At 49.2% G+C, this 26,317-nt stretch carries 19 protein-coding genes; 13 read left to right on the plus strand and 6 right to left on the minus strand.

The window, feature by feature from the left end; genetic code table 11:
- Positions 1-48: 48 nt before the first annotated feature.
- Positions 49-3,066, minus strand: coding sequence for a SusC/RagA family TonB-linked outer membrane protein (locus NEV57_RS13240; protein WP_257658816.1), 3,018 nt, complete (start codon positions 3,064-3,066; stop codon positions 49-51).
- Positions 3,067-3,912: 846 nt separating this feature from the next.
- Between NEV57_RS13240 and NEV57_RS13245 the strand changes: the two genes are divergently transcribed.
- The 7 genes from NEV57_RS13245 (at position 3,913) to NEV57_RS13275 (ending at position 11,108) form a co-directional block, all read left to right on the plus strand.
- Positions 3,913-4,425, plus strand: a complete 513-nt coding sequence (locus NEV57_RS13245) for an STN domain-containing protein (RefSeq protein ID WP_257658817.1) — start codon at positions 3,913-3,915, stop codon at positions 4,423-4,425.
- Positions 4,426-4,534: 109 nt separating this feature from the next.
- The gene (locus NEV57_RS13250) at positions 4,535-5,761 is read left to right on the plus strand and encodes an aminotransferase class V-fold PLP-dependent enzyme (protein WP_257658818.1); all 1,227 of its coding nucleotides are present in this window, start codon (positions 4,535-4,537) and stop codon (positions 5,759-5,761) included.
- 56 nt (positions 5,762-5,817) lie between these two features.
- Complete coding sequence (locus NEV57_RS13255; RefSeq protein ID WP_257658819.1) at positions 5,818-7,131, plus strand: amidohydrolase/deacetylase family metallohydrolase; 1,314 nt, start codon at positions 5,818-5,820, stop codon at positions 7,129-7,131.
- 227 nt (positions 7,132-7,358) lie between these two features.
- On the plus strand, positions 7,359-7,745 hold the full coding sequence (locus NEV57_RS13260) for a nuclear transport factor 2 family protein (protein ID WP_257658820.1): 387 nt from the start codon (positions 7,359-7,361) through the stop codon (positions 7,743-7,745).
- A 32-nt stretch (positions 7,746-7,777) separates the two neighbouring features.
- Positions 7,778-9,043: an MFS transporter gene (locus NEV57_RS13265; protein WP_257658821.1), complete on the plus strand. Its 1,266-nt coding sequence runs from the start codon at positions 7,778-7,780 to the stop codon at positions 9,041-9,043.
- A 389-nt stretch (positions 9,044-9,432) separates the two neighbouring features.
- Positions 9,433-9,903, plus strand: a complete 471-nt coding sequence (locus NEV57_RS13270; protein WP_257658822.1) for a RidA family protein — start codon at positions 9,433-9,435, stop codon at positions 9,901-9,903.
- Positions 9,904-10,019: 116 nt separating this feature from the next.
- Complete coding sequence (locus tag NEV57_RS13275; RefSeq protein WP_257658823.1) at positions 10,020-11,108, plus strand: metallophosphoesterase; 1,089 nt, start codon at positions 10,020-10,022, stop codon at positions 11,106-11,108.
- A 133-nt stretch (positions 11,109-11,241) separates the two neighbouring features.
- Here NEV57_RS13275 and acs read toward each other — a convergent pair whose 3' ends face one another.
- Positions 11,242-13,161: an acetate--CoA ligase gene (gene acs / locus NEV57_RS13280; RefSeq protein WP_257658824.1), complete on the minus strand. Its 1,920-nt coding sequence runs from the start codon at positions 13,159-13,161 to the stop codon at positions 11,242-11,244.
- 209 nt (positions 13,162-13,370) lie between these two features.
- On the opposite strand from acs, the gene NEV57_RS13285 reads away from it, so the two are divergent.
- Entirely contained in the window at positions 13,371-14,237 is an 867-nt protein-coding gene (locus NEV57_RS13285) for a UbiA family prenyltransferase (RefSeq protein ID WP_257658825.1), read from the plus strand.
- A gap of 27 nt (positions 14,238-14,264) precedes the next feature.
- Here the strand turns inward: NEV57_RS13285 and NEV57_RS13290 are convergent, their stop codons facing one another.
- Complete coding sequence (locus NEV57_RS13290) at positions 14,265-15,203, minus strand: NAD(P)-dependent oxidoreductase (protein WP_257658826.1); 939 nt, start codon at positions 15,201-15,203, stop codon at positions 14,265-14,267.
- A complete protein-coding gene (gene rsmA / locus NEV57_RS13295) occupies positions 15,200-15,979 on the minus strand; it encodes a 16S rRNA (adenine(1518)-N(6)/adenine(1519)-N(6))-dimethyltransferase RsmA (protein WP_257658827.1) in 780 nt (259 codons plus the stop codon). The genes NEV57_RS13290 and rsmA overlap by 4 nt, the downstream gene beginning before the upstream one ends.
- Positions 15,980-16,373: 394 nt before the next feature.
- Between rsmA and pdxA the strand changes: the two genes are divergently transcribed.
- From pdxA to miaA, 4 genes are all read left to right on the plus strand, one after another.
- Positions 16,374-17,429, plus strand: coding sequence for a 4-hydroxythreonine-4-phosphate dehydrogenase PdxA (gene pdxA / locus NEV57_RS13300; protein ID WP_257658828.1), 1,056 nt, complete (start codon positions 16,374-16,376; stop codon positions 17,427-17,429).
- 9 nt (positions 17,430-17,438) lie between these two features.
- Positions 17,439-18,845: a CCA tRNA nucleotidyltransferase gene (locus tag NEV57_RS13305; RefSeq protein ID WP_257658829.1), complete on the plus strand. Its 1,407-nt coding sequence runs from the start codon at positions 17,439-17,441 to the stop codon at positions 18,843-18,845.
- 66 nt (positions 18,846-18,911) lie between these two features.
- A complete protein-coding gene (locus tag NEV57_RS13310) occupies positions 18,912-19,505 on the plus strand; it encodes an IS1096 element passenger TnpR family protein (protein WP_257658830.1) in 594 nt (197 codons plus the stop codon).
- Positions 19,506-19,512: 7 nt separating this feature from the next.
- Positions 19,513-20,418, plus strand: coding sequence for a tRNA (adenosine(37)-N6)-dimethylallyltransferase MiaA (gene miaA / locus NEV57_RS13315; RefSeq protein WP_257658831.1), 906 nt, complete (start codon positions 19,513-19,515; stop codon positions 20,416-20,418).
- Positions 20,419-20,459: 41 nt separating this feature from the next.
- Here miaA and NEV57_RS13320 read toward each other — a convergent pair whose 3' ends face one another.
- On the minus strand, positions 20,460-21,530 hold the full coding sequence (locus NEV57_RS13320) for a branched-chain amino acid aminotransferase (RefSeq protein WP_257658832.1): 1,071 nt from the start codon (positions 21,528-21,530) through the stop codon (positions 20,460-20,462).
- 149 nt (positions 21,531-21,679) lie between these two features.
- Between NEV57_RS13320 and NEV57_RS13325 the strand changes: the two genes are divergently transcribed.
- Positions 21,680-23,470, plus strand: a complete 1,791-nt coding sequence (locus NEV57_RS13325) for an OmpA family protein (protein WP_257658833.1) — start codon at positions 21,680-21,682, stop codon at positions 23,468-23,470.
- A 215-nt stretch (positions 23,471-23,685) separates the two neighbouring features.
- Here the strand turns inward: NEV57_RS13325 and NEV57_RS13330 are convergent, their stop codons facing one another.
- Entirely contained in the window at positions 23,686-26,307 is a 2,622-nt protein-coding gene (locus NEV57_RS13330; protein ID WP_257658834.1) for a CHAT domain-containing protein, read from the minus strand.
- Positions 26,308-26,317 lie beyond the last annotated feature (10 nt).

A 26,317-nucleotide genomic window follows, 5' to 3' on the forward strand; every position in this document is an offset into this window, starting at 1 on the left:
TTTCTTTACTTAAATGTGTTAATTCCGACTCTTATGTTATTTCCTTTATTACAATCCTACCCGTAATGACAGACCGATAGAGCGGGCCGAAGGCGTTTGGAAGTTTTCAAACCCTTGACTGCCATTGGTAGTGCCATAAGCCAATTCCGGATCGAAGGGCGCTTTTTTGTACAGGAAGAAGAGGTTACGGGCAATTAACGATACATTGATGCTCCGAATCCGGTCCGTAAATTTCGGTAAGGTATAACCCAATGCAAATTCACGTAAGCGGATATTGGTGGAGTCAAATATATACTCCTGAGAAGCGGCGTTGTAGTCGGCCGCTGCAGAAATATAGTAGTAGTACGTCTGCGCATCGATCGTCCGGCCGTTTAGCACCACGCCACCGGCATCCCGTGCTTCACCACTCCGCTTAGATAAGCCCTTGTAATCCAGCCACTGTTCGGTCGAAGAGGCTACCAAGCCACCCCACCGGCTATCTAACAAGAATGACAACGTAAAGTTTTTATACGTAAATTGGTTATTCCAGTTAAGCAGGAAATCGGGGTTTGCATTACCGATAAACTGATCGTCTACGGCAGATAATAAGGGTAAGCCGGTTTCTTCGTCAAATAACTGGTTGCCATTTTCGTCGTATTGGTAGCTCTTGCCAAACAAGTCGTGGTAAGCACCGTATTTACGGCCATTTAACAGATCGCTGCCCGGGCGGAGCAGGTACATGTTGGTTAACCGGTTGCCGGAATTCAATACAAAACGGTCAGCAGAAAGGAGATCGCTCAATTGCTTAATCCGGTTGGTGTTACGGGTAAAGTTTACACTGGGGCTCCAGGTCACTTGTCCGAATTGTTTCCGATAGCTCAACCCGGCCTCAATACCCATGTTTTGAATGGTGCCACCATTGATCCAGAAGTTAGATGCACCGGATCCTGCAGGGGCAGTAATCTGGAATACCTGATCTTCGGTAGTCGCGTTGTAGTAGGTGACATTCAAATTCAGGCTGTTGTTGAAAAAGCCTAAATCGACACCGAATTCCAAGGACTTCGTACGTTCGGGTTGTAAGCTGATGGTGTCCGTACCGCTGAAGAAAGGCAAGGCGCCACGACCCACAATGTTTCCGTTTACGTCAAGGGTATAGTTTGGTGCGCGTTCCGAGGCGCCGAACGGCAGACTATTACCAACTTCGGCGTATGATCCCCGCAGTTTAACGTGAGATACCACATCGTTTTGCGGTAAGTCTTCGCTCAGTACATACGAAAGGCCGACAGATGGATAGAAGAACGCATCATCCACCGTGGATGACCACTCGTTGCGGGCGGTCACGTCGAGGAATAGTTTGTCTTGCCATCCCAATGTAGCCGCACCCATTACTGCACGATTGATTTCCTTTGTTTTGCTTTCTCTGCGAATAAAATTTCCTTGCAAGGCGTAAGCGGAGAAATAATTAGGGAAAATCAAGGTGTTTTGGGCGCCATTGGTTCCATTCTCGAGATTATGGAAATTCCAGATCGTCTGGCTGGTTCCTACGAAAGCATTCAGTGAAATGTCGCCAAAGGTTTTGTTTGCATTGACAATGAAGTCAGAAAACCATTCCTGGCCACCGCTGATCTCTTTGTTGTATGAACCGTTTGCACCTACCGATGTGGGATCGGAAGATGCACCAAAGCGCTCTTCTTCATCTCTGCTATAAATGTTCAGTGTGGTACGACCCGTAGCTGTTAACCAATCCGCAATATCCCATTTCGCTGAAGTCATGAAATTGGTGCGGCTAAAGTTCTGGTCACGCTGAATCTGATTGATAATCCAGTAGGGATTCTGGTTGGAGCTGTGCTCGTTACGGATATACGGCCAGTTTTGGGTATACATTAACCGTGCCTCGTTCCACACCGCGCCACCATTGGGCATGTATTTACCCATGTCATCGCCCATTGGGAACAGATACAGACCAAACATCGGACTGTTGTACCAGCCGGAAAAGTTACGGTTTTCAGTCACGCCTTTGATGTAGTTGATGCTTGCATCCAGTTGTACTTTATCGCGGAAAATGGGTGTGCTACCGCGTACCGTAAAGTTATGCCGGCTATAGTCATAGCCCGGAATCATTGCCTTAGCCGTGGTATTTGCATAAGATGCATACATCCGGCTTTTGTCATTGCCGCTGCTGATGGAGACACTGTTGATGTAGTTTTCGCCCGTGCGGAAGAAATCCTTGATGTGCGCATCACTGCCGTTGGTGATTTTCGGACCCCAACTGTCGTTGGTCCCGGTCCCAGGTTCTCCATCCAGTCCCTGTCCGTAGGTAGTCTGGATTTCGGGTAATAACATGGGGTTGTCAAACATTGCTGAAGAGGCTACATTGACTTCCGTGCTGCCTAACTTTCCTTTTTTGGTGGTGATCAAAATTACACCGTTAGCTGCCTGGCTACCATAAAGCGCTGCTGCAGAAGCACCCTGCAATACCTGCAGGCTTTCGATGTCTTCCTGGTTGAAGTCAGCGAAACCGCCTACTGGAATACCGTCAACCACATACAGCGGCTGGTTGTTACCGGTAATCGATTTGTTTCCCCGGAGCACAATACGAGGTGCCGCACCCGGACCACCGTCACCCTGTGTTACGAATACACCCGCGGCCCGTCCGGCCAGGTTATTCAGTACGTTGGGGCTTTTCACTGCGTTCAACTCCTCGGAAGATACTTTGGTCGTATTATACGTCAAACTCTTGGATGAACGTTCAATACCCAGTGCCGTTACCACCACTTCATCTAATGACGTCGCATCTTCTTCGAGGGTCACATTAATGGAAGTACGGTTGTTAATTGCTACGGTCTGGCTGACATGTCCGATGTAGGTGAACGTCAGCGATGCATTGCCGGGCGCATGGATTGAATAATTGCCCTGATCGTTGGTGCTTGTTCCCTGATTGGTGCCCGTTACGAATATCGAAACATTCGATAGTGGTGTACCATCCGACCCGGAAACCCGGCCGGTGACTGTGATATCCTGAGCCATAACATAACTGCTACTGCTCAGAAAAAGACACATTAAAAGAAAAAGTTGCCATTTTTTCATAATTGTTACTATTTAGGGTTAAAAAATAAGCTATAAAAGGTATTGTACTGTGTTTACGTTAGGGGTTACAATCGGGGTTTGCCAATTTACTTTCACGCCAACAGGCGTGCACAGAAATGTGTGCAATTACTAAATCAGATGCAATCCAAAGACCACAGTCATTGCATCATTCAGAAAAAACGATTTTAACGATTATAACGTAATCAAACTTGTTTGTTGCTTGCTGACCCGCATGCTCTCTTCATATTATCACCCGGTCTATTTGGTGTGGTTTTTTCGCGTCAGCAATTTTTTCGCGCTCCATATAATACCTCATATGGATTGCAGGATTTTGCATTTAATATTTCGACTAAAGTAGAAAAGCGCAACTGCATTTGCAAATAAACTTCGATTTATTTTGTAAAAAAAATGTTTCGAATAATGGGCAAATGGAATACGCAAGAAGCGCGGTTATGTGTACGGACACGGTGATTTTTGTAACGCAACCGATTGACTATGGCTATAGAACGCGTGCCGTACCATGCCGGTTTGCTGCGTCGCCATCCGGAATTTGAACTATTTTATTTTTCTTGTCACCTAATTAATACAGTTAGGTGTCTTTACAATAGACAGTATTGTGGATATTTGCCTCATCCCTTAACGGTATTGTAGTTAATTGGGGGCGGGTAGTCGGTGCGCATACATGCCGATGGAAAAAACCATACGCTGTTGGTAGCCAATGGCGACCGCTAACTTACTATAACTCGAATTAAACGCTTAAAATTCATTCTTATTTTCTGTAAGGAAATGCAAGTTTTTTTATGCCATAATAAACCGGTCACCGGCCAAAAAAGGCTAACAGGCTTTATGCAACGGGGTATCGGTATGGTCCTGTTTCTCCTGGTGCTTTCTGTGTCCATGGTCTATGCAGGAAGCGCGGTAAAAAAAGTGACACTTTCGTTTAAAAATGCGAAAATCGAACAGGTATTTACAGAAATAAGCAAACAGACCGATTACCGTTTTTTCTATAGCGATGAAGTGGCGCGTAAAGCTACACCGGTGAGTATTTCGGTGAAAGACGTCGACGTGCTTGACCTCCTTAACGAACTTATGCACGGGCAGTCCATGAAGTATAAAGTGATTGCAGGTACTATCATTATTAATATGGCCAGCCAGCTGGACCGGATGGATCCCCATCCGGTGCTTTCCCAGCAGATCATTGTTTCCAATGCAGACGGGGAGGATATGGATGAGTTACTGCCGCCGTTCCGGAAGACTGTAGGCCTGATGCCTGCTGACCGGATGGAGAAGGTGGTGCCAAAGCAACCCGACCGTTACCTTAATCATACACCGCTCGCCGAAGAGCCGGGCGGTAGCTAACGCAACCTAAACCTAATGCCAGACTAAACTAACTACTTTTTAATACTAATGCCGTGCACGAAACTATCCCGTCGCGGCAGATCAGTTAAATTTAAATTATAAAATCATCATGCAACGTAGAGATTTATTAAAGTTTATTTCAGTAGCGCCTTTGGTAGGCGGTGCGGTTGGAAGTAAACTGACAGCCAGTCCGGCCAAAACACAGGCTTATGGCGCGGCAGGAAGAGATTTGTTTAAAGAGTTCGGTATCCGCACGTTTATTAACGGTCGCGGTACGATCACAGCCATGTCCGGATCGCTGATGCATGATGAAGTGCTGGATGCCATTAAGGCAACTTCCAGGAACTTTTGCATGATCGATGAATTACAGGACAAGGTAGGCGCCAAAATCGCAGAGTTGTGCCATTCTGAATCTGCTGTAGTTACTTCCGGCGCTTTTTCTGCGCTGACACTGGGACTGGCGGGTGTGCTTACAGGTACAGACGAACAGAAAGTGCGGCAGCTGCCCCACTTGGAAGGTACTGGTATGAAATCGGAAGTAATTTGCCAACGGAGACACGATATCGCTTATAATCATGCGTTCCTGAATACGGGATGTAAGATTGTGATGATCGACACAGCGGAAGAGCTCCGCAACGCGATTAACGAAAAGACGGCGTTACTATTTTTCCTGAATATTAATGCGGATCGTGGTCAGATTGGTCACGAAGAATGGCTTAAGATTGCCCAGGAACACAATGTGCCTACGCTGATCGATATGGCAGCCGATGTGCCGCCGGTAGAAAACCTCTGGCGGTTTAATGACATGGGATTTGACCTGGTCTGCGTATCCGGAGGCAAAGCCATGCGTGGCCCGCAAAGCGCAGGCCTCCTGTTGGGACGTAAGCGTTTTATCGATGGCGCCCGACTGAGCATGTTCCCCCGCGGTTTTAACGTGGGCCGTGGCATGAAAGTGAATAAAGAGGAAATTTTCGGGATGTATATCGCCCTGGAAAAATTCATCAATGAAGACCACGATAAGGTATGGAGGAGTTGGGAAAGCCGTACAGCTGTGGTTGCCGACCAGGTGAAACGGGTGGACGGCGTGACTACGGAAGTTACCGTGCCGGAATTGGGCAACGTGACGCCGAACCTGCATATTTCCTGGGATGCGGCCAAGATTCCGGTCAATGGAAACGAATTAGCGGAGCGCCTGCGGAATGGCAGCCCCTCGATTGAGATCGTTGGCGGACGGGAAAATAAAGTATGGCTGACGGTATGGATGATGCAAGAGGGTGAGGAGAAGATCGTGGCGAAGCGGATTCACGAGGAGCTTACCAAGGCCCGGGTTTCCTAATACACAGTACAGTACACACATGAAATAAACAGTTATTATTGGATTAAACTAAGTATATGAAGTTAAAACTAGTGGCAGCACTATGGTGCTGCGTGGCAGGATTGGCAAGTGTTAATGCCCAAAGTTATCGGTTGGTGATCAAGAACGGGCATGTCATCGACCCGAAAAACAATATTGATGAGGTAATGGATGTGGCGATAGCCGGCGATACCATTGCGCTCGTGGCCAAAAATATTGACGGCGCAGATGCGTTGCAGGTGGTTGATGCGAAGGGCCTTTATGTGGTTCCGGGACTGATCGATATCCATACCCACCATTATTGGGGGACTAACATGGACCAGCAGTATATGAACGGACCGAATGCATTTCCGCCGGACGGTTTTACATTCCGCAACGGAGTAACCACCGTAGTGGATGCAGGAAGTCCGGGATGGCGTACATTTGCGGATTATAAAAAGCAAACCATCGATTTTTCGAAGACCCGGGTACTCGCTTTCCTGAACATTGTAGGTGAAGGCATGCGCGGTGGGGTTTATGAGCAGAATACCGACGATATGGACCCGAGGATGGCGGCACTTACTGCACGTCGGTACCGTGACTACATCGTTGGGTTTAAAGTGGCCCACTTTGAGGGACCGGACTGGACTCCGGTAGAAAATGCGGTAAAGGCAGGTGAACTGGCTGGCGGACTACCAACAATGATCGACTTTGGTGGCAGCAACCCGCCATTGTCCATCCGCGAGCTATTCCTGGAAAAACTGAACCCGGGCGATATTTTTACCCACGCTTTCGGCCAGTTGGGCAGCCGGGAATATATCGTTGACCTGGAGACGCAGAAAGTAAAGCCTTTTGTATATGAGGCCCGCAAACGCGGAATTAATTTCGATGTCGGTTACGGCGGAATCAGCTTTGCATTTTCGCAGGCTATCCCTGCAATAAAGGAAGGGTTTTACCCGAACTCCATCAGTACCGATATCCACATTGGCAGCATGAACGCCGCTATGAAGGACATGCTGACTGTAATGGATAAGTTTATTGTGATGGGGATGCCGTTTAATGAAGTAATTAAAGCTTCTACCTGGAATCCGGCACAGATGATCAAACGGGAAGAACTCGGCAACCTGTCAGTGGGCGCGCCTGCTGACGTTGCCATCCTGGGAATCCGCAAAGGCGATTTCGGCTTTTTTGACTACGTAGGTACCCGGTTGGAAGCCGACCAACGGCTGGAATGTGAATTGACCGTTAGGGACGGTGGTATTGTATACGACCTGAACGGAAGAGCAACACCGTTGAACGTCGATTACCGGAGCTATCTCCGTCAGGAGAATATCCGCAGGCAGACCGGCAACGGTGGAACCCGGCCGCACTAAAAAAAGGCAATTTATGTCGGTTTTTATGCGGATATATTTGTATCATTGGAGCCTATTATAATAAACTTAATAAACAGCCATTCCTTTTGCATCATTTGGTAATGGGAGGCATAAAAACAACAATGATGAGTAAAATAACCAAATTATTAACACTATTGGCCGTAATTGGGGTATGCATCAGCTGTGCGCCGGGCGCGGGCAATAATCAAGAGCAAAACAATCAGCAAATGACTAAAGACACGTTGGACGTTGCAGAAGTGGAAGCCACCGTCGAATCATTCCGGCAGGCATTGGTTGCAGCAGATGAGGCAGCATTAACCAATTTAACAGCTAAAGAACTTACTTATGGGCATTCCGGGGGCTTGATCGAAGACCAGGCAACCTTTATCAATTCCATGGTATCTAAAAAGTTCGTATTTACCAGCCTGGACTTTTCGGATATCACGATTGCGGTTATTGGAAATACAGCGGTTGTCCGGCATTCGCTGTTTGCACACACGGCCGACCAGGGGAAAGATCCGGGTACGGTTTCACTGCACGTGCTGTTGGTATGGGAAAAGATTGATGGCCAGCTGAAGTTAATTGCCCGGCAGGCGGTTAAGGTAGCGCAATAAGGCAGATCGGTTAATACTAATCACATCATAGAATGGAAAAAATATTAGCACGGTCGCGTTGGTATCGGCTGATACCCATTGCGTTTATTACGTATAGTCTCGCTTATCTGGACCGGTCGAACTTCGGTTTTGCCGCTGCCGGCGGCATGGCGGAGGACCTGGGGATTACGCCGGGTATGTCGTCGCTGCTGGGTTCGCTGTTCTTTCTGGGATACTTCTTTTTCCAGATTCCGGGATCACACTATGCTGCGACGAAAAGTGCCAAAAAACTGATTTTCTGGTCACTTATCCTGTGGAGTGCACTTGCTGCAGCCACAGGTATGGTGCACGACGTCAATATGTTGATCGCAATCCGCTTTCTGCTCGGTGTAGTGGAAAGTGCGGTGATGCCTTCGATGCTTATTTTATTAAGTAATTGGTTCACTAAAGAGGAGCGGTCGCGCGCCAACACGTTTTTGATCCTGGGGAACCCAGCCACAGTATTGTGGATGTCGGTGGTCTCCGGATACCTGATCGATGCGTTAGGCTGGCGGGAGATGTTCATTATCCAGGGTGTGCCAGGGATTCTTTGGGCATTTATCTGGTGGAAATTGGTGGATGAGAAGCCAAAAGATGCAAACTGGATGACCGAAGGGGAAAAGGCAGATCTGGAAGAAGCGCTTTACAAGGAGCAACAGGGAATTAAGCCGGTTAAGAATTATGCCGAAGCATTCAAGTCGCGGGCCGTTATTCTGCTGTGTGCACAATACATGTTGTGGAGTGTAGGCGTGTATGGCTTTGTCATGTGGCTGCCGTCGATTATTAAGTCGGCTCCGAACATGGATATCGTGATCACCGGCTGGTTATCCGCGGTGCCTTATATTCTGGCAATCATCGGTATGTTGGCAGCTTCTTACTTTTCGGATAAGACAATGAACCGGAAGGTATTCATCTGGCCTTTTCTGTTGGTTGGTGCTATCGCGTTTTACCTGTCGTACCTGATTGGCGAGAACCATTTCTGGTTGTCTTTTGCATTACTGGTTATCGCAGGTGGAGCTATGTACGCCCCGTACGGTCCGTTCTTTGCTGTAATTACAGAGATTCTGCCGCGTAACGTTTCGGGAGGTGCGATCGGACTGATTAACAGTATGGGGGCGCTCGGTTCGTTCGGCGGCGCTTACATCGTGGGCTTTTTGAATGGCTCTACTGGGGGCTTCGGTGCATCGTATATCCTGATGGCCGTTTCCCTGCTTGCCTCGGCCATTCTAACCATCGTTGTGGTGAAGTCGCCCAAGCAGATTGCGGCTCAGGCTCAATAAATACAACAATGATGTTTATCGGTAATCGCGATAAATACGGGCATTAATTGCTTTAATAAGCCATCCCGACTTGTCGGGATGGCTTATTCATCTCGCAGCAGGCGATTGATTGTAAACCAATTCATATTAATAAACCTGAGTTCCGCTGTCGCTTCTACATGATCCAAATATACAGCGGGTTATTATTTTCGGCGGATTGTTTGTGTTCTGTGGGGAAAGTGGGATATTTAGCGGGATTGTTTTGTAAATTTTACCACGAAGAAGCAGCGCGATAATAGGATAACAAAGGTGGATTTTGTAGATTTGGTCATGATTCGGATGGATGCAGGAAAATGCGATGGAACTGGAATTTAATTTAACATTAACTATTAACTTTTAATTTTTACCTCATGGAAATGAAAAATAATGAACGCCGTTCCGCATTGCGGAAAATTTTTGCATCAGCGGCCGGAGTTGTCGGTTTAGGCTTCCTTGCAAAAGCTGAAGCAAAAGCAGCTGCTCCTGAAAAAGAAGCAGGAAGCATTACCTATCAACAAAATGCACCGTTATTTTCCGGACATACCAAACACGGTAATCTGGTGTTCATCGCCGGAAAAGGCGCTCACTTTGACGGAGATATTACCGCACACACCAATCACGTGCTGGATGAAGTGCAAAAAGAGCTTGAAAAAGCAGGTTCTTCTATGGAAAAAGTGTTGAAAGTAAACGTATACCTGGCGGATTTGGCAGACTATACCAAAATGAATGAGGCCTACAAAGGTCGCTTTGGCAACAAACCTCCTGTACGTACGACCGTGGCTACATACGGTGGTGTACCGGGTGATTCCCTCGTGGAAATCGACTGCATTGCTTACGTTTAATAATGGCACCCGTCCGCTATAAGCGGTAAACGGATTGTCCGGACGTAATAGGCATTATTGCTGCATGTTTCTTTTGCAGCAGTAATGCCTATATTTGTTTGTATAAACCTCATGTTATGAATAATAAGTTATATCTGCTCGGCGTGCTTCTTCTTTTCATCGGCATGACTTCGCAACCTGTCCACGCGCAACAGGATCAGCCATACGCACCACCACAGCTTAGTAACCCCCAGTCCTGGTCGCTGGTATTGCTGCCCGATCCGCAGAGTTATGTGAAATTTGAACGGAACCAGGGCGCGCTCGAACTCATGATGGGCTGGATTGCCGAAAACATTGAACCGTTGCAGATTGGCATGGTGCTCTGTACGGGTGATTTGGTGGAACATAACGATTGGCTGAACCCGAACGGAACACAGGGTAACCAACCGGGAAAACAACAATGGGAAGCCGTAGCACGGGCATTCAACCGGCTTGACGGCAAAGTGCCGTACGTGGCTGCAACCGGTAATCATGATTATGGGATCAAAAACATCGAATATCGCCGGACGAATTATAATCAGTATTTCCCTGTTGATAAAAACCCGTTGTCACAACGATTATTACGCGATGTGGGTATCGACGGCGACGGTTACCCCTCGCTTACCAATGCAACGTATGAATTTACCTCGCCGCACGGACGGAAATTCCTGGTGATGGTGCTCGAGTTCGCACCCCGGGATACGGTACTAAACTGGGCGCTGCAAACGGTCAATCAGCTGCAATATGCCGATCATACGGTGATCCTGCTGACACATTCCTACCTGAACTCGGAAAGTGAGCACATTATAAAGGAGAACTATCCGATAACCGATGGTAATTACGGCGCAGCCATATGGGAAAAACTGGTAAAGCCTTCCAAAAACATCCAGTTGGTTTTTTCGGGGCACATTGGCAAGCCGGACGATGTACTGGGGCATATCGGGTTCCGGACCGATACCAATGCGGCGGGTAAAAAAGTGCAGCAAATGGTATTTAACGCGCAGGCATTGGGTGGAGGCTGGCATGGCAATGGTGGTGATGGTTGGTTACGTTACCTGGAATTCCTGCCGGATGGCAAAACCGTAAAGGTGAATACATTTTCCCCGCTATTTGCGTTGTCACCTGCTACGCGCTACCTGGCCTGGCGTACAGCGGCATACGACACGTTTACATTTACGCTTGATTAACGGGCTGTTTGGCCAGTACGTGAAAAGGCGTGAAACAAATCCAGGGTAAATAATACACTAACGATTTGCTTCACGCCTTTTTTATACTTGCATGGACGTTAAGCTGCCTTGGCAACGTCCAATGCGCATTTCACTAGCCCCTCAATTGCTCGGCGCCGGCCTTGATTTCTTCAACCACGGCAGGATCAAGCAGGGTGGTCGTGTCACCTAAATTGGATACTTCCCCTTCGGCAATTTTGCGGAGAATGCGCCGCATGATTTTTCCGGAACGCGTTTTTGGAAGTCCGGATACAAACTGGATCTTGTCCGGTTTGGCGATCGCACCAATAATACGGCTTACGGTTTTATTGATATCCTGCCGGGTAAGGTTTTCGTCGGTATGGTGATTACCGGCGATAACGAATGCATAGATCCCCTGTCCTTTTACGGCATGTGGGTAACCAACGACCGCAGACTCAACGACATCGCTGTGCATATTGATCGCATTTTCCACTTCGGCCGTGCCGATCCGGTGTCCCGATACGTTAAGCACATCGTCTACGCGCCCGGTAATGCGGTAATAGCCGTTTTCGTCGCGTAAACAACCGTCGCCGGTAAAATACATATTTTCATACGTCGCGAAGTACGTTTGCCGGCACCGCTCATGATCGCCATAAGTAGTACGCAGCATGCCCGGCCAGGGGAATTTCATGCAAAGGTTTCCACTGACGCCGTTGCCTTCAATCTCGTTGCCCTGTTCGTCAAACAAGGCGGGCTGTATGCCGGGTAACGGCAACATGGCATAACCCGGAATGGTCGGTGTAATACCGGCGATCGGCGAGATGAGAATGCCCCCGTTTTCCGTTTGCCACCAGGTGTCTGCAATAGGGGCATTGCCTTTTCCGATCTTCTCGTCATACCAGTGCCAGGCTTCTTCATTAATTGGCTCACCAACGGAACCCAATTTGGTAATACTGCTAAGGTCCTTGTTGTCAACAAAGCTATCGCCCGCAGCCATCAATGAGCGGATGGCAGTAGGTGCGGTATAGAGAATATTTACCTTATGTTTTTCGACAATATCCCAAAGGCGGCCTGCATCCGGCCAGGTGGGAACGCCTTCGAACATGAGTGACGTTGCACCTTGGGATAGCGGGCCGTACACAATGTAAGAGTGCCCGGTGATCCAGCCAATATCCGCCGTGCAAAAATAAACCTCACTGGGTTGATACTGGAACACATTGGCAAACGTATAGCCGGTATAAACCATGTATCCGCCGCAGGTATGTACCACACCTTTGGGTTTACCGGTCGATCCGGAAGTATACAGGATGAAGAGCATGTCTTCGGCATCCATTTCTTCAGCCGGGCACGCCGGGTTCCCCTGCGTTTCTACTTTCGTGATCTCATCTTCCCACCACACATCGCGTCCCTTGATCATGGATACCGGCGTACGTGTACGGGTAAGCACGATAACCCGCTCGACTGACTTGCACTGTACCAGTGCATCATCCACAATGCTTTTGAGCTCGATGGTTTTGGTACCCCGGAAGCTACCGTCCGAAGTGATGACCAGCCGGCAATCCGCATCGTTGATACGGTCGGCAATGGACTGTGCGGAAAATCCGCCGAATACAACGGAGTGTATTGCACCTATGCGGGCGCAGGCCAATACTGCAATGGCCAATTCGGGTACCATGGGCAGGTAAATACATACCCGGTCGCCCTTCCGGATACCATTGTTTTTAAGCACATTGGCAAACTGCTCTACTTTTTCAAGCAATTGCTTATAAGTCAGTACACGGTGCGCTTCATTCGGATCGTTGGGTTCCCAGATAATCGCGGGTTTATCTCCCAGTTTATAGATGTGCCGGTCCAGGCAATTCTCGGTAATGTTGAGCCGGCCACCCTCAAACCATTTGATTTTTGGATCTTTAAAATTCCAGTCCAACACCTTGTTCCATTTACGACGCCAGTAAAAATGATCGGCGACCCCTGCCCAAAACTCTTCGGGTTTCTCCACGCTATATTGGTAGGTCTTTTGATAATCGGCAAACGATTTGATCTGTAAATCCATGATTTAGTTAGTCTTTTTGCTTTACTTTGTTAGTTAATGAAAACGCCATATAAATTTATAATCCTGATAGCTCCGCAATACAAATGAAGCGGCTTATCTTGGTTTTTGTGCTGGCTAATTTACGTACTTTTTGGAAAAAAGAGAATTATCTGCCAAATGTTATGTGTTATTGATACATACCAAATGGCGTAAATTACACGACTAAATAGATGACGTTGAAAATTTTCAGGGAGCTACTTGATTTGATGATCTTCAGTAATGTACTGATCGCCTGCTGTGCGGTGGCACAGGGTGCGCTAACCTATCGGCTACTTGCAATCCCGGTAAACAATAAGGTGCTTACGATTTTGGGCTGCGCCACGCTGGCGCTGTATAATTTCAGTATGATCCTTGCCAAACCAGCCCATCCTGAAGCGTCTCCTTATCGACGGGTCCGTTGGATATTCCGGCACGAGCGATCGCTCTGGATGTGGACGGGTGTGGCATTATTAATTGCTGCCGGGCTTTCTTTTCAGTTCCATAGTGAATCGCTTTTATTGTTGCTGGCCGTGGGCGCCATGGGGTTGGCTTATAATGTGCCGTTCCTTCAGGATGCCGACGGAAGGCGGTTTGGTCTACGGCAGATTCCCGGACTTAAGTTGTTTTATATTGGGTTGGTATGGGCAATGAGTTGCGTGCTGCTACCCGTCGCCGAAGCGCACCACAATGGCTGGCCGATGCAGTGGCTCCCCGTTATGCAGCTGATGTGCTGGGTGTTTTTATTCATTGTGGCCATTACTATTCCTTTTGATATCCGCGACATTTACCAGGATCGTCATTACGGCTTAAAGACCATTCCGGTATTGCTGGGGGTTCGTGCAGCCCATGCGTTATGCGGCATATTGTTGGCTATACACACCGGATGGGTGCTGATGAGCGGTTATACGCTGGAAGTGCGACTGGCGCTGGCAGGTGTTTCCCTGCTGTGCGCTGGAGCCATCCTGCTTCCGAAAAAGGAAAAGGGCACCTATTATTATTTCTTTGTGCTCGACGGGATGCTGATCCTGCAATTCCTGATGATCGTGCTCTTCGCCTAATATCGTCTTCGTTGTTCTGACTCCGTCTTATGCGGTGCAGAAGTACACGACTTTATCGGCGAGCGTATCGGCAATTTTGAAATAGCTTTCTACACTCCAACCGGCAACATGCGGACTAAAAATGATCCGTTCCTGCTGCATAATTTCGGTAAACCAGGGGGCGGCTTCCAGTGCCGGGAATTTCTCAATGGGCAGTACATCGAATGCGGCGCCGAGAATTTTCCCCGTATCAATAGCCTTTAAAACCGCGGGAATATCCACCACTTCGCCCCGGGCACCATTCAGGAAGAAAATCGGCTTGCGGAAATGGTACAGGTATTCTTCATCTACCAGCGATCGGGTTTCGCGCGTCAAAGGAATATGGAGGCTCAGCACATCTGCACGCTTCACCACTTCTTCCATGCTTACTTCGGTGGCATAAGCATCGCTGAAGCCGGTCTTATATTTATCATACGCAATAACTGTCACGCCGAATCCGGAAAGTTTTCGGGCCATGGCCTGACCATTGTTGCCGTAACCGATCAGCGCAACCGTACGGCCACCCAGCTCCACCCCCCGGTTTTCCTCGCGCAGCCATTGCCGATTCCGGATTTGCCTGTCGGCCCGGTGGAGGTTGTTCATGAGTGCCAGCAGCATGCCTACCATGTGCTCACCCACGGCGTCACGGTTTCCTTCGGGAGCATTCAGCAGGGTAATGCCGCGGGCTGCGGCGTGCACATCGTCAATATTATCCATTCCCGCGCCGCCCCTTGCGATAAATGTGAGGGCCGGAGCAGCGTCCATAAATGCGGCATCAACACGGAATTTGGAGCGGATAACCAGTCCTGTATAGTCCGGTATGCGGCGCAAGGCTTCCTCCCGGTCAGCAGCTGGCAGGTAATCAAAGAAAAGGCCTGCCTTCTGGAGTTTCTGTTGGAAAATCGGATGAATATCATCGACGATCAATAGCTTATGGGGGTGTTTCATATAACCGAAGCAAGTTGATTGGTAAGCTGCACGAAATCGGCTACGGAGAGTCGTTCGGCGCGAAGTTCATATAACGGGCTTTCACCCATTCTATCTTTTGGCAACAGCGCGGATAGGGCGTTGCGCAACGTTTTCCGGCGCTGGTTGAAGGCTGCTTTCACGACTTGCCAGAAAAGCTTTTCATCACAGTCGAGTGCCTTCGTTTCATTTCTCGTGAGCCGGATGACACCGGAAAGTACTTTTGGCGGCGGATGAAACGCGCCGGCTTTTACGGTAAATAGGTAGGATACCTCGTAGTACGCCTGGATAAACACACTTAGGATACCGTATGCTTTACTGCCGGGCTGTGCCGTGCACCGTTCGGCTACTTCCTTTTGGAACATCCCGACCGCCTCCACCACCCGGTGCCGCTCTTCGAGTATTTTAAAGAGAATCTGCGAGGAAATGTTGTACGGAAAGTTGCCGATAACGGCTAGCTTATCGGAAAAGTGTGCTGAAAAATCCAGGGCCAGGAAGTCGCCATGGATCAACCTGCTGCCCACGGAAGGGTATTTGTTGCGTAGAAACTGGATGGACTCTTCATCGACATCGATCAGCCAGGTCTGATAATCCCCGCTGTCCAGCAGTATGTCCGAAAGAATTCCCATGCCGGGCCCCACTTCCAATACCGTATGGTAACCCAGTTCGGGGCGAAGGGCCCCAACGATTTTAGCAGCAGTATTTCGGTCCGTTAGAAAATGTTGGCCAAGGTGCTTCTTTGCGCGGACGGTAGTCATGGCAGTATATTTATGCGCAAAGATAGGATTTTCCGGATTAACGGCGACTGATTATGGCGTATCTGTTGCTCGTCTCTGATTGTTGCAGCCTGCTGTTTTTTTCCGGGACAGCTCCGGACCGGCTAGGGGTTGGCCTCGGAGCTGCATGCTACCTTGGTCGGTACTTGTTCGGGCGGTTATTGGGAAAATGTCGACCAAGCTTCGAACAAGCACCGACGGAGCTTCGAACAAGTACCGAACGACCTCCGAAGCCAACCCCTAGCCGGTCCGAGGTCAGCTTCCCGTCCTATGCTGCGCCGTACCGTACACCGTTGATCCGTTCCATCCGGAAAATGTTTTAGATTGCCGATCAGTCAATTTTTTCTATTTTTGGTAGCCAAAGCACAAAACGGATATGAGCGACAGACTAAAGATCGGTATTTCCATCGGCGATGTAAATGGAATCGGACTGGAAGTGATCATTAAAACATTGATGGACAGTAGAATACTGGAATATTTTACCCCGATTGTTTATGGGAACACCAAAGTTACCTCCTTTCACCGCAAGGCATTAGGGATAAACGATTTCAGTTTTCAGGTGATCGATACACCGGAACAGGCAAATGACAAACGTCCCAATTTAATTAATTGCTGGCAGGAAGATGTACAGATTAACCTGGGCGAGGAAAATGAAATAGGGGGGAAGTATGCTTTTCTTTCGCTGAAACACGCTACCGACGACCTGCTGGAAGGCAAGCTGGATGCGCTGGTAACAGCCCCCATCAACAAACATAATATCCAGCAGGAAGGATTCTCATTTCCGGGGCATACCGAATACCTGCAATCCCGTACGCAGTCGGGAGACGTGCTGATGTTCATGGTAAGCGACGACCTCCGTGTGGGCGTAGTTACCGGACATGTGCCGGTAAAGGATATTGCCGCTGGCATCACCGAGGCAGGTATTGTCGCCAAACTGAAATTGATGAACGAGAGCCTCAAAAAGGATTTCTGGGTTGAAAAGCCGAAAATTGCTGTGTTGGGATTGAATCCCCATGCCGGCGATCACGGACTGATTGGTACAGAAGATGGGGAGATTGTGGCGCCAGCCGTAGAAAAGGCAAAGCAGGAGGGTGTATTCTGCTTCGGACCGTATGCGGCTGACGGTTTTTTTGCCGAGGATACCTACACGAAATTCGACGCGGTACTGGCTATGTATCACGATCAGGGATTGATCCCGTTTAAACATATCGCTTCGCGGAGCGGAGTGAACTATACCGCTGGGCTTCCGGTTGTCCGTACGTCACCTGATCACGGTACCGGATACGATATTGCAGGCAAGAATGTGGCATCTGAGGCTTCATTCCGGGAGGCTATATTTGCTGCCATCCATATCGTACAGCGGAGGAGGGAACAGGAAGTGTTGTTGGAAAACCCATTGGTGGCGCGGCGCCTGGCACGCGACCGGGATTAATGTGCATGTATGAGTGATTGGCTGGCACATCCCATTTTTTCCCTGTTAAGTACGGTTGCCGCGGAAAGCGGCATGGAATGCTACGTGATCGGCGGCTTTGTGCGCGACCGGCTGATGAACCGTGCCGTAGCGAATGATATTGATATTGTTGTGGTGGGTAGCGGTATTGAATTTGCGCAGCGGGTAGGTAAAGCGTTGGACACCAAGGTTAACGTGTATAAGAACTTTGGTACGGCCATGCTGGGTTACGGCGATCTCCAGATTGAGTTTGTGGGTGCCCGCCGGGAATCGTACCGGGCGGATTCACGTAAGCCGTTGGTGGAGGACGGCACCCTGGAGGATGACCAGAACCGGCGTGATTTTACCATCAATGCCATGGCGCTGTCGTTAAATAAGTCGGACTTTGGCCGACTGCTTGATCCTTTTGATGGAGTAGCCGATATTCAGCGCCGGGTGATTCGTACCCCGCTTGATCCAAATGAAACGTTTTCTGATGATCCCCTGCGCATGATGCGGGCGATTCGTTTCGCTACTCAGCTTAATTTTAAAATAGATATCGCGGCCATCCAGGCAATCGCAGCTAACAAGGAGCGGATAAAAATCATTTCACGTGAACGTGTTATTGATGAATTGAATAAAATCATATTGGCGGATAAGCCATCAATCGGATTCAATTACCTTTTTGATACAGGGCTTCTGCAGCTGATTTTTCCGGCGATGGCCAATTTGCATGGCGTGGAAGTAGTCAACGGAAAAGGGCACAAAGATAATTTTTACCACACGCTGGAAGTGCTGGACAATGTGACGGAACTGAGTGGCGATCTCTGGCTCCGCTGGGCAGCTATCATGCACGACATTGCCAAACCGGCAACCAAACGCTTTGACCAACAGCATGGCTGGACATTCCACGGACACGAAGACCGGGGCGCGCGGATGGTGCCGAAGTTGTTTGCCGAGCTCAAACTTCCGCTGAATGAAAAGATGAAATTCGTGCAGAAGCTGGTCCTGCTCCACCTGCGGCCTATTGTACTGGCACAGGATGTTGTTACTGACTCTGCGGTGCGGCGGCTGCTGTTTGAAGCCGGCGATGATATTGACAGCCTGATGATGCTCTGTCATGCCGACGTAACGACCAAGAACGACTATAAAAAGAAAAAATACCGGCAGAACTTTGAATTGGTTAAACAGAAACTCCGCGATGTGGAGGAACGCGACCAGATCCGGAATTGGCAGCCGCCGGTAACGGGGGAGGATATTATGGATGCGTTCGGACTGAAGCCGGGGCGGATTGTTGGCGTCATTAAGAACGCACTCCGGGAAGCCATTTTAGAAGGTGAGATAGCCAATAACCGAGAGGATGCATTCCGGTTTATCATCGCAAAAGGAGAATCGCTGGGACTAACATCAAAAGGTTAGGATTTCAAAATTCCTATTATTTTCTGATATTCGCATTTATTACAAAAACAGACACTTCGAGATATTATGGCTATTTATCGGTTTAGGATTTCTTTTGAGGATTATGATGATGTGTTACGGGAGATCGACATATCGCCCAAACAGACTTTTCTGGATCTGCACCGGGCGTTGCATACGGCTACCGGTTACAATTCCGAGGTATCTTCGTCCTTTTATGTCAGTAACGACCAATGGAAGAAGGGGGATGAGATCGCTTACCTGCCGAATGCGCGGAAAGTGGAGCGTGGGGTTACCCTGATGGAGAACTCGCGCCTTAACCGGTTTATTGATGATCCGCACCAGAAGTTTTACTACGTGTACAATTTTGACCGTCCGTTTGATTTCCATGTACAGCTGATCAAAATACTCAAAGAGGAAGAGGGTAAAGTATACCCTGCACTGTTCAGGAGTATCGGACAGGTACCCAAACTGCCCGGAGCTGTCGTTGTTCCTGGTGAGTCGGCGAAAAAAGAAGACGAGTACGATTTCCTGAATGAAACTGAATATGGAATTGATGAAGCGGAGGATCTGGATATGCTCGACGACACCGAAGATGAAGGCGGAAAGAGCAATACCGATAACGAAGAAGGGGGGAACGAGGGGTATGAGGAAGAATATTAAGTGACACGTGACAAAGACCTTAGTCTGTATTGTTGGTCCCACTGCGATTGGTAAAACGGCCTTGGCCATCGCAGTGGCTAACGCATTTGATACGGTGATCTTATCGGCGGATTCGCGCCAGTTTTACCGGGAAATGAATATCGGTACGGCCAAGCCCACATCCGATGAATTGACCGCTGTACCCCATTATTTTATCGATACCCTCAACGTAACGGAGCCTTATTCGGCAGGAGATTTTGAACGGGATGCGCTTGAACTACTGGAGCGGCTTTTTACAAAACACAATCGGGTCCTTCTCGTCGGTGGGTCCGGTTTATTCGTGGAGGCTGTGTGCCGGGGACTGGATGATCTGCCTACACCGGCTGCCGGGATACGTGAACGACTGAATGCGCTGCACCGTGAAAAAGGATTGGCGTACCTGCAGGAAGAGCTGAAACGTGTTGATCCGGACTATTACACGGCAGCGGACATTCACAATCCACAGCGCGTAATCCGCGCGCTCGAAGTCTACGAAAGTACGGGAAGGCCATTTTCAGATTTCCGGTTGCAAAACCAGCTGAAACGTCCGTTTTCGGTTGTGAAAATCGGATTAACGACCGACAGGGAACACCTGTATGAGCGAATTAATGGGCGTGTGGATGCGATGATGGCTAATGGATTGCTGGATGAGGCCAGGTCATTGCTCTCCTTTCGGAATAAGCCGCCTTTGCTCACTGTTGGATATGCGGAACTATTCGATTACCTTGACGGGAAATACACGCTGGAAACCGCAGTTGACAAAATAAAACAACATACACGGCACTATGCCAAACGGCAGCTCACCTGGTTTAGGCGCGATACGGATACCCGTTGGTTTGAACCGACGGCTGTACAGGAGATCATCACCTACCTGAAACAGTTACCTGCTGGTTAGGCAGAACAAATCACAACCGGCAGGTGCGTTACTGTAACCGATCAGTCCACAATGAAATTCCATCCGAATTCATCGGCAATGCGGCCGTACCGCATGTCGTTGAGGTATTGCAGTATCTTGTTGGAGAATTCACGTGACGCCGGGTCGGGTAACGTATAAATTTCACCTTCAAAGCCAATTTCGGTAATCGGGGTCAACGTAGCCGCAGTTCCCGCAGCAAACGCTTCAGTAACGGTGCCGTCTTTTATGCCATCAATCAATTCTTTAACGGAGACTTTACGTTCTTCCGCCTGATAACCCCAATGGCGTGCTACTTCGACAATGCTCCGGCGTGTTACGCCGTGCAATATGGTGTCTCCCGAGGGTGTGATGATGGTGTCACCGACGCGGAACATCAGGTTAGCCGTGCCGGCCTCTTCAATGTATTTATGTTCCTGTGCATCCGTCCACATCAGCTGATCAAATCCTTCTTCCTGTGCGAGGCGGGTGGGATACAATGACAGTGCATAGTTGCCCGCATTCTTTGAAAAACCGACTCCGCCTTCGGCAGCACGGGTATATTGGGTTTCCACTTTTAATCGGAGGGGTTTGTTGTAATAGGCGCCAACCGGTCCGGTAATGATGATGAACTTATACGACAGGGAAGGGTGCACGCCCAAGGCAGCTTCCGTGCCGAACATAAACGGGCGGATGTACAGGGACGCCCCCGGTGTAGCTGGCACCCAGTCGCGGTCCAGGTTGATCAGTGCTTTCAGCCCGCCCATGAAAATTTCCTCGGGTACTTCGGGCATGTTCAGGCGCACGGCCGATTTATTAAAACGTTCGTGATTTTTATCCGGCCGGAAGATACTGACGGTGCCGTCGGCGAATTTGTAGGCCTTGATTCCTTCAAAGATGGACTGCCCGTAATGCAGTGCCGAGGTGGACGGACTGATACTGATATCGCCGTAAGGGACAATACTCACCTCTTTCCATTGCCCGTCTGCATATTCGGCCACCAGCATGTGGTCTGACAGGATCTGCCCGAATTGAAGGTTATTAAAATCTACCTGTGAAAGCCTGGATTTTGGCGTACGCGCTAACTGAATCGCCGGGGTATCTACCGCACTCATAACTGAATAATTCTTAGGTGTGCAAGTTAGGAAAAAAAGCGGATTGCAAAAAATGCATTTCTTTTTCGGCTGCAGGGTAACAAATGCTTCGGCTGCGTGATATACATTAAAACAACAGTAATAAGTATCACCTTAAAAATTGTAATGTCATGAAAAAGATTCTACACATTGTTTCCCTGGTTATCATCGGCATATTTTTTTTCCTGCTTCACCTGAAGGCACAGGACCGCGGTCCATGGCAGGTTGGGGTTTTTGGCGGTGTGAGCCCAACATTGGGCAATTACCACGGCGATACCGCACAGGCAAACCTCGGGTATGTGGGTGGGGTATTCGCCGATTATTATTTTGCTGAAGGTAATTTCGGAGTAGGTGTTGATATGCGCGCGATCCGGCATCCATTATGGGGAGCCGACAGTGTGTTTTTCAGCAATGGGCATATTGCCACTTCATTTAACAAAAGCAAACGGTTCCAGTACGGCGGTCTGGCCATCGGCCCTACATATCGGTTTTCGGTATCGAAGTTTTCGGCCGAGGCTTTTGTAAAAGGCGGCTTGTATGTCCGGCAATTCCCGAATTATCAGCGTACCATCACGTATACCACCGGTGGCGGTGTTATGAGTCCGCCGGTTACCCATAGCCAGGTAATCCGTAAAACCATCAACCAGTCGAATAGGCATTTTGCATGGATGGGTGTCGGTGGCCTGCGCTTTAATTACGAAATCACGCAGCACCTGAGTGCATTTATCCAAGGTGATTATTTTACGTTGATCGGTCCGAAATTCAAAGGGGAATCCAATGATTTTATCATCATGGAGCATGAGTCGCTTGTTCCGCTAACGAGCAGCACCTTTGTGGAAGACGTGAATCTGTATTACGCAGACAAGGCTGTAACCCGCAGTACATTTACACAGGCTATAAATATCGTAGGTGGTATTAAATATACATTTGGCCGTAAAAAAGAACCGAAAGCAGCACCCGCGACGGAATTGCCTGTGCCTCCGGTTACCTGGAAGGAAGCAGCACCCGCACAGGTAACACAGGACCTTGTGGTAGTGGTTAAAGACAAACAGACCGGCCTGCCATTGAGTGGTGTGAAAGTGGTTGTTACCGGGGCGGAGGGAGCGTACGTGCTACTAACGAATGCAAGTGGCGAAACGGAACGACTGACCGCCATAGCGAAGGGGAATTATCAGATTACCGGGAAAAAAAACGGAATCCGGGCAACGGAAGCTGCAATAGCCGCTGAAGATTTTAGCGCAGTGGGTGGATTGATTTATCGCGAACTACAGCATGATGATCCCCGCTTTACGCTCGTAGGTGAAACGGTGGAATGCGATACAGAACAACGCCTTTCGGGAATCAATACGATGCTCACCAACGCGACTACTGATCGTAACATGAGCCAGACGTCGGACACCGAGGGTAAATTTATCTATCAATTGGAACAGCAGGCAACGTATAACATCGTGGCTAGCCAGGCGGGAAAATACTCACAGACCGAGCGTGTAAGTACCGCGGGACTGGACCGTAGCAAAACCCTGTATGTAACCCTGAAACTTGGTGTGTGTGCCCTGGAAGCCGGTGCGAACTGGGTGGTGAAAAATATCCTGTATGATTTTGATAAAAGCGATATCCGTCCCGACGCAGCCCCTGTGCTTGATAATGTGGTTAACATCATGCAGCAGAATCCTACGCTGCGTATTGAACTGTCTTCCCACACCGATAGCAGGGGTGATGATGCTTACAACCTGCGGTTATCACAGCGCAGGGCCGAGGCTGCTGTTAATTACCTGGTAAAACAGGGAATCAACCGCAACCGGGTGGAGGCGAAGGGCTATGGCGAAACACAATTGATTAACACATGCACGAACGGCGTAACCTGCAGTGACGAGGCGCATCAGGAGAATCGCCGGACTGAAATCAAGGTCCTGAGGTATTAATTGGTCTTCCGTGCACCGCATTTAACTACTGATTTACCGGAGCAGCTGGTTTAGTTGCTCCGGTAAACAGCAAAAAGCAAAGCAATGAAACACAGATGGAGTGAAAAATGCAGGGAATTATCGTACTGGGGGATGGCCAGGTTCGGGTGCCGGCATTTCATGGGCTTCCTGATATTTGCCGTACGCTGGGTATTCAGACCGTAACCCGTAACCCGTTACCTGTGCCTAGCTAGTCGCCATATTCCGCCGACAAACACCAACACCAGCAACACCGCCGTCCAGGCCAGGGTGTTGCTTTTTTTGGTAAGGTAGATTTGGGTATCCATACCAGTGTAGTTAAGTGACGCCCAATACCACGGATTTTGTGCGGCGCGTTTTTCCGATGTCAGGTAAGCGCGCTTGGCCAGCGCTAGGGCATGCGGTGGTGATCCGGTCTGCGACAGGTATTCGTAGAAAAACCGGGTCATTACCGGCATGGTTTCATCGTCCACCGGCCAATGTGCTGCTACCACGCCACTAATTCCTTTGCTCAGGAATGCTTTATTCAGACTCTCAACGCCTTCTCCGGGGAGCAGCTGTCCGGTAGCCGTCTGGCAGGCGGATAAAAAGATGAGCGGGGTTTTGGCCGCCGAATACTTCAGTTTATCCAGTGTGATCCGTTGATTCAGTACGATGTAGGGAGCCGTTTGCCCATCTGCAACGGCGTGCGCCGAGAGATGAACGACTGAACCTTCCATCAGGGAGGCAAAAAATGCATCGTCTGTCGCAGCCTTGTCCCGATATGCCGTCGTAGTAAAATGATCGGCCAGGTAATCGGCTTCGGCTTTTACATAAAACAGATCACGGAGGTCTTCACCGGGATAATGCTGTTTGGCTACCAATGTAACCGATGCGTTGTAGGTTGGTAGCTGTGCCGTTGCCGTGTTGAGCAGGAAGGTGTAAGTATAATTAACCGCGTGGGTTTCGGCAATGAAACGATTGCCGGCAATCAGCGCATCAAATGGAAGTGCATGCAATATGCCGTCCGGTGATAGAATCAGTCGTTCTTTGGCTTTTTCCGGTATGGGTAACCAGGCATTGGCAAGCTGGGTAGCCCGCTCCCGGTACCGGTCCGGGTTGTTGTCGTAAGCATCCGGCGTAGCCCCGAAGTAGGTGCTGATAAATTCGGGCACCTGCAAGGCCTTGATTGCTGTCGACGACAACTGGTGGGCGGTTGCATGTTCGCTGGCAAGAGAAAGGATATAGCCATTGCCGCTTCCGTCGATAAAATAACTCAAGGTGGTAATCGAATCGGAAATCGATCGCATGCGTTTCATGAAGGAAGTAAAATCCGGTGGCGTGAACTGCTGGGCGAAGTGATTCTCGGAAAGCTGGAATTGAAAAGCCAGCTGCTCGGCGGCTGCGGTAAGCTGCTGTTTCGTGGTCGCATCGGTTTCTGCGGCCAGGGTTTGATACAGGTGCTGCAACTGGTGCCGATGCAGTGATTGGTCGGTGCTGTCCTGGGCCCATTGTGCCGTGCGGTTGATTTCCTGCAGCAGTTGCCGGCCCTTGGAAAGCTCAGTTATCCACAACATCGTTTCGGCAATGGGCTGTCGCCTGGCTGCAGGGGCGCTACTGTACGATTGCCATAAATAGGCCATTGCTTCGCTCAGCAACTGGCGGCTCCAGGCCGAATTTTGATACTGACTCTCGCTGCTGACGATCAACTGCTGTGTATAGTATGCGTTTTCAACGGCCTTGGCATAATAATAATCGGCCGAATCGCTTTGCTGTACAGTGTGTGTCCGCGCCAGCCCCCACAGTGCCTCGGTAAATGTATAATCCGGGAAATTATGAGCGGATTCCGTCAAAGGAGCAAAAAGCGATAGCGTTTTCTTGAAGTCCCGCTGTGCTGCCTGTGGTTGCCTGAAGAATAGCTGGAGATTGCCACGGGCATAATAGTATTTGGCTTTGTCGCGCTGTTTGCTGGTCGGAAAATGCTGTTCAGCCAGGCTAATTGCCTGGTTAATGGAGCGGAGTGCCCTTTCGGGCCATTGCTGCTGCAACTCAAGTAAACTCCGCTGGTGCAGCGCTGAGGCATACCAAACCAACGTATCGCCGCGGAGATCCCGTTGTGAAAAAATGTCAATTGCACGACGGTTGTAATATGCAGTACTGTCAATAGCACCTTGTCCGTAATAACACCGGGCCATATTATTATATAGTAATGCGGCCTGCGTACTTTCCGGCGCAAGGTAAGCCAGGCCCGAACGGCATGCCTGCAATAGGCTGTCCGGTTGGCCAATCTGTTCATATACGATCGCCAGATTGCCATATAAGGCGGGAAGATCAACGGTATTGCTGGTTTTGTTAATCCGGGATATAGCCTGCTGATGGATATGCAATGCCTTTTGCAGATCGCCGATTTGCGTATATAGGTTACCAAGCGGTTTTGCGATATACAATACAAAGTCCGGTTCAGTCAGCTGCTCTGCCTGGCAATAATCCATCGCTTGCTCATAATAACGGGCACTTTCCTGCAGATTGCCGTGTTCGCGTAATGCATAACCCACGTTTAGCAATAGCCAGGCATACATTTCTTTTCCTTCCAGTGTGGTAGGCATCGCCGGCAATAGCTGCAAAAATGAATCTGGGCGGTGAATAAACTGCTCGGGATGGTCGTAGGCGATGTTGCCCAGTTCTTCCAGTTTCAGTAGAACCAAAGAGGTATCAGTGGTGTCAACCGCAACTTGCAACGCTTCCTCAGGGATGCTATCCGGTTGCCGGCAGGCAACACAGGACATCAGCATGAAACCGATGAGCAGCAGATAAGTAACCGATGGGAACAGACCAAGCATGGGCAAATGC

The sequence above is a fragment of the Parapedobacter lycopersici genome (genome assembly GCF_024643285.1).
Lineage (GTDB): Bacteria > Bacteroidota > Bacteroidia > Sphingobacteriales > Sphingobacteriaceae > Parapedobacter > Parapedobacter lycopersici.

What these genes read in the sequence shown, in the direction of transcription:
- NEV57_RS13240 (WP_257658816.1), bottom strand. Translation starts at nt 3,066, where the DNA reads ATGAAAAAATGGCAACTTTTTCTTTTAATGTGTCTTTTTCTGAGCAGT.
- acs (WP_257658824.1), bottom strand. Translation starts at nt 13,161, where the DNA reads ATGGATTTACAGATCAAATCGTTTGCCGATTATCAAAAGACCTACCAA.
- NEV57_RS13265 (WP_257658821.1), top strand. Translation starts at nt 7,778, where the DNA reads ATGGAAAAAATATTAGCACGGTCGCGTTGGTATCGGCTGATACCCATT.
- NEV57_RS13325 (WP_257658833.1), top strand. Translation starts at nt 21,680, where the DNA reads ATGAAAAAGATTCTACACATTGTTTCCCTGGTTATCATCGGCATATTT.
- pdxA (WP_257658828.1), top strand. Translation starts at nt 16,374, where the DNA reads ATGAGCGACAGACTAAAGATCGGTATTTCCATCGGCGATGTAAATGGA.
- NEV57_RS13260 (WP_257658820.1), top strand. Translation starts at nt 7,359, where the DNA reads ATGACTAAAGACACGTTGGACGTTGCAGAAGTGGAAGCCACCGTCGAA.
- rsmA (WP_257658827.1), bottom strand. Translation starts at nt 15,979, where the DNA reads ATGACTACCGTCCGCGCAAAGAAGCACCTTGGCCAACATTTTCTAACG.
- NEV57_RS13320 (WP_257658832.1), bottom strand. Translation starts at nt 21,530, where the DNA reads ATGAGTGCGGTAGATACCCCGGCGATTCAGTTAGCGCGTACGCCAAAA.
- NEV57_RS13245 (WP_257658817.1), top strand. Translation starts at nt 3,913, where the DNA reads ATGCAACGGGGTATCGGTATGGTCCTGTTTCTCCTGGTGCTTTCTGTG.
- NEV57_RS13250 (WP_257658818.1), top strand. Translation starts at nt 4,535, where the DNA reads ATGCAACGTAGAGATTTATTAAAGTTTATTTCAGTAGCGCCTTTGGTA.
- NEV57_RS13255 (WP_257658819.1), top strand. Translation starts at nt 5,818, where the DNA reads ATGAAGTTAAAACTAGTGGCAGCACTATGGTGCTGCGTGGCAGGATTG.
- NEV57_RS13290 (WP_257658826.1), bottom strand. Translation starts at nt 15,203, where the DNA reads ATGAAACACCCCCATAAGCTATTGATCGTCGATGATATTCATCCGATT.
- NEV57_RS13285 (WP_257658825.1), top strand. Translation starts at nt 13,371, where the DNA reads ATGACGTTGAAAATTTTCAGGGAGCTACTTGATTTGATGATCTTCAGT.
- NEV57_RS13270 (WP_257658822.1), top strand. Translation starts at nt 9,433, where the DNA reads ATGGAAATGAAAAATAATGAACGCCGTTCCGCATTGCGGAAAATTTTT.
- NEV57_RS13305 (WP_257658829.1), top strand. Translation starts at nt 17,439, where the DNA reads ATGAGTGATTGGCTGGCACATCCCATTTTTTCCCTGTTAAGTACGGTT.
- NEV57_RS13330 (WP_257658834.1), bottom strand. Translation starts at nt 26,307, where the DNA reads ATGCTTGGTCTGTTCCCATCGGTTACTTATCTGCTGCTCATCGGTTTC.
- NEV57_RS13310 (WP_257658830.1), top strand. Translation starts at nt 18,912, where the DNA reads ATGGCTATTTATCGGTTTAGGATTTCTTTTGAGGATTATGATGATGTG.
- NEV57_RS13275 (WP_257658823.1), top strand. Translation starts at nt 10,020, where the DNA reads ATGAATAATAAGTTATATCTGCTCGGCGTGCTTCTTCTTTTCATCGGC.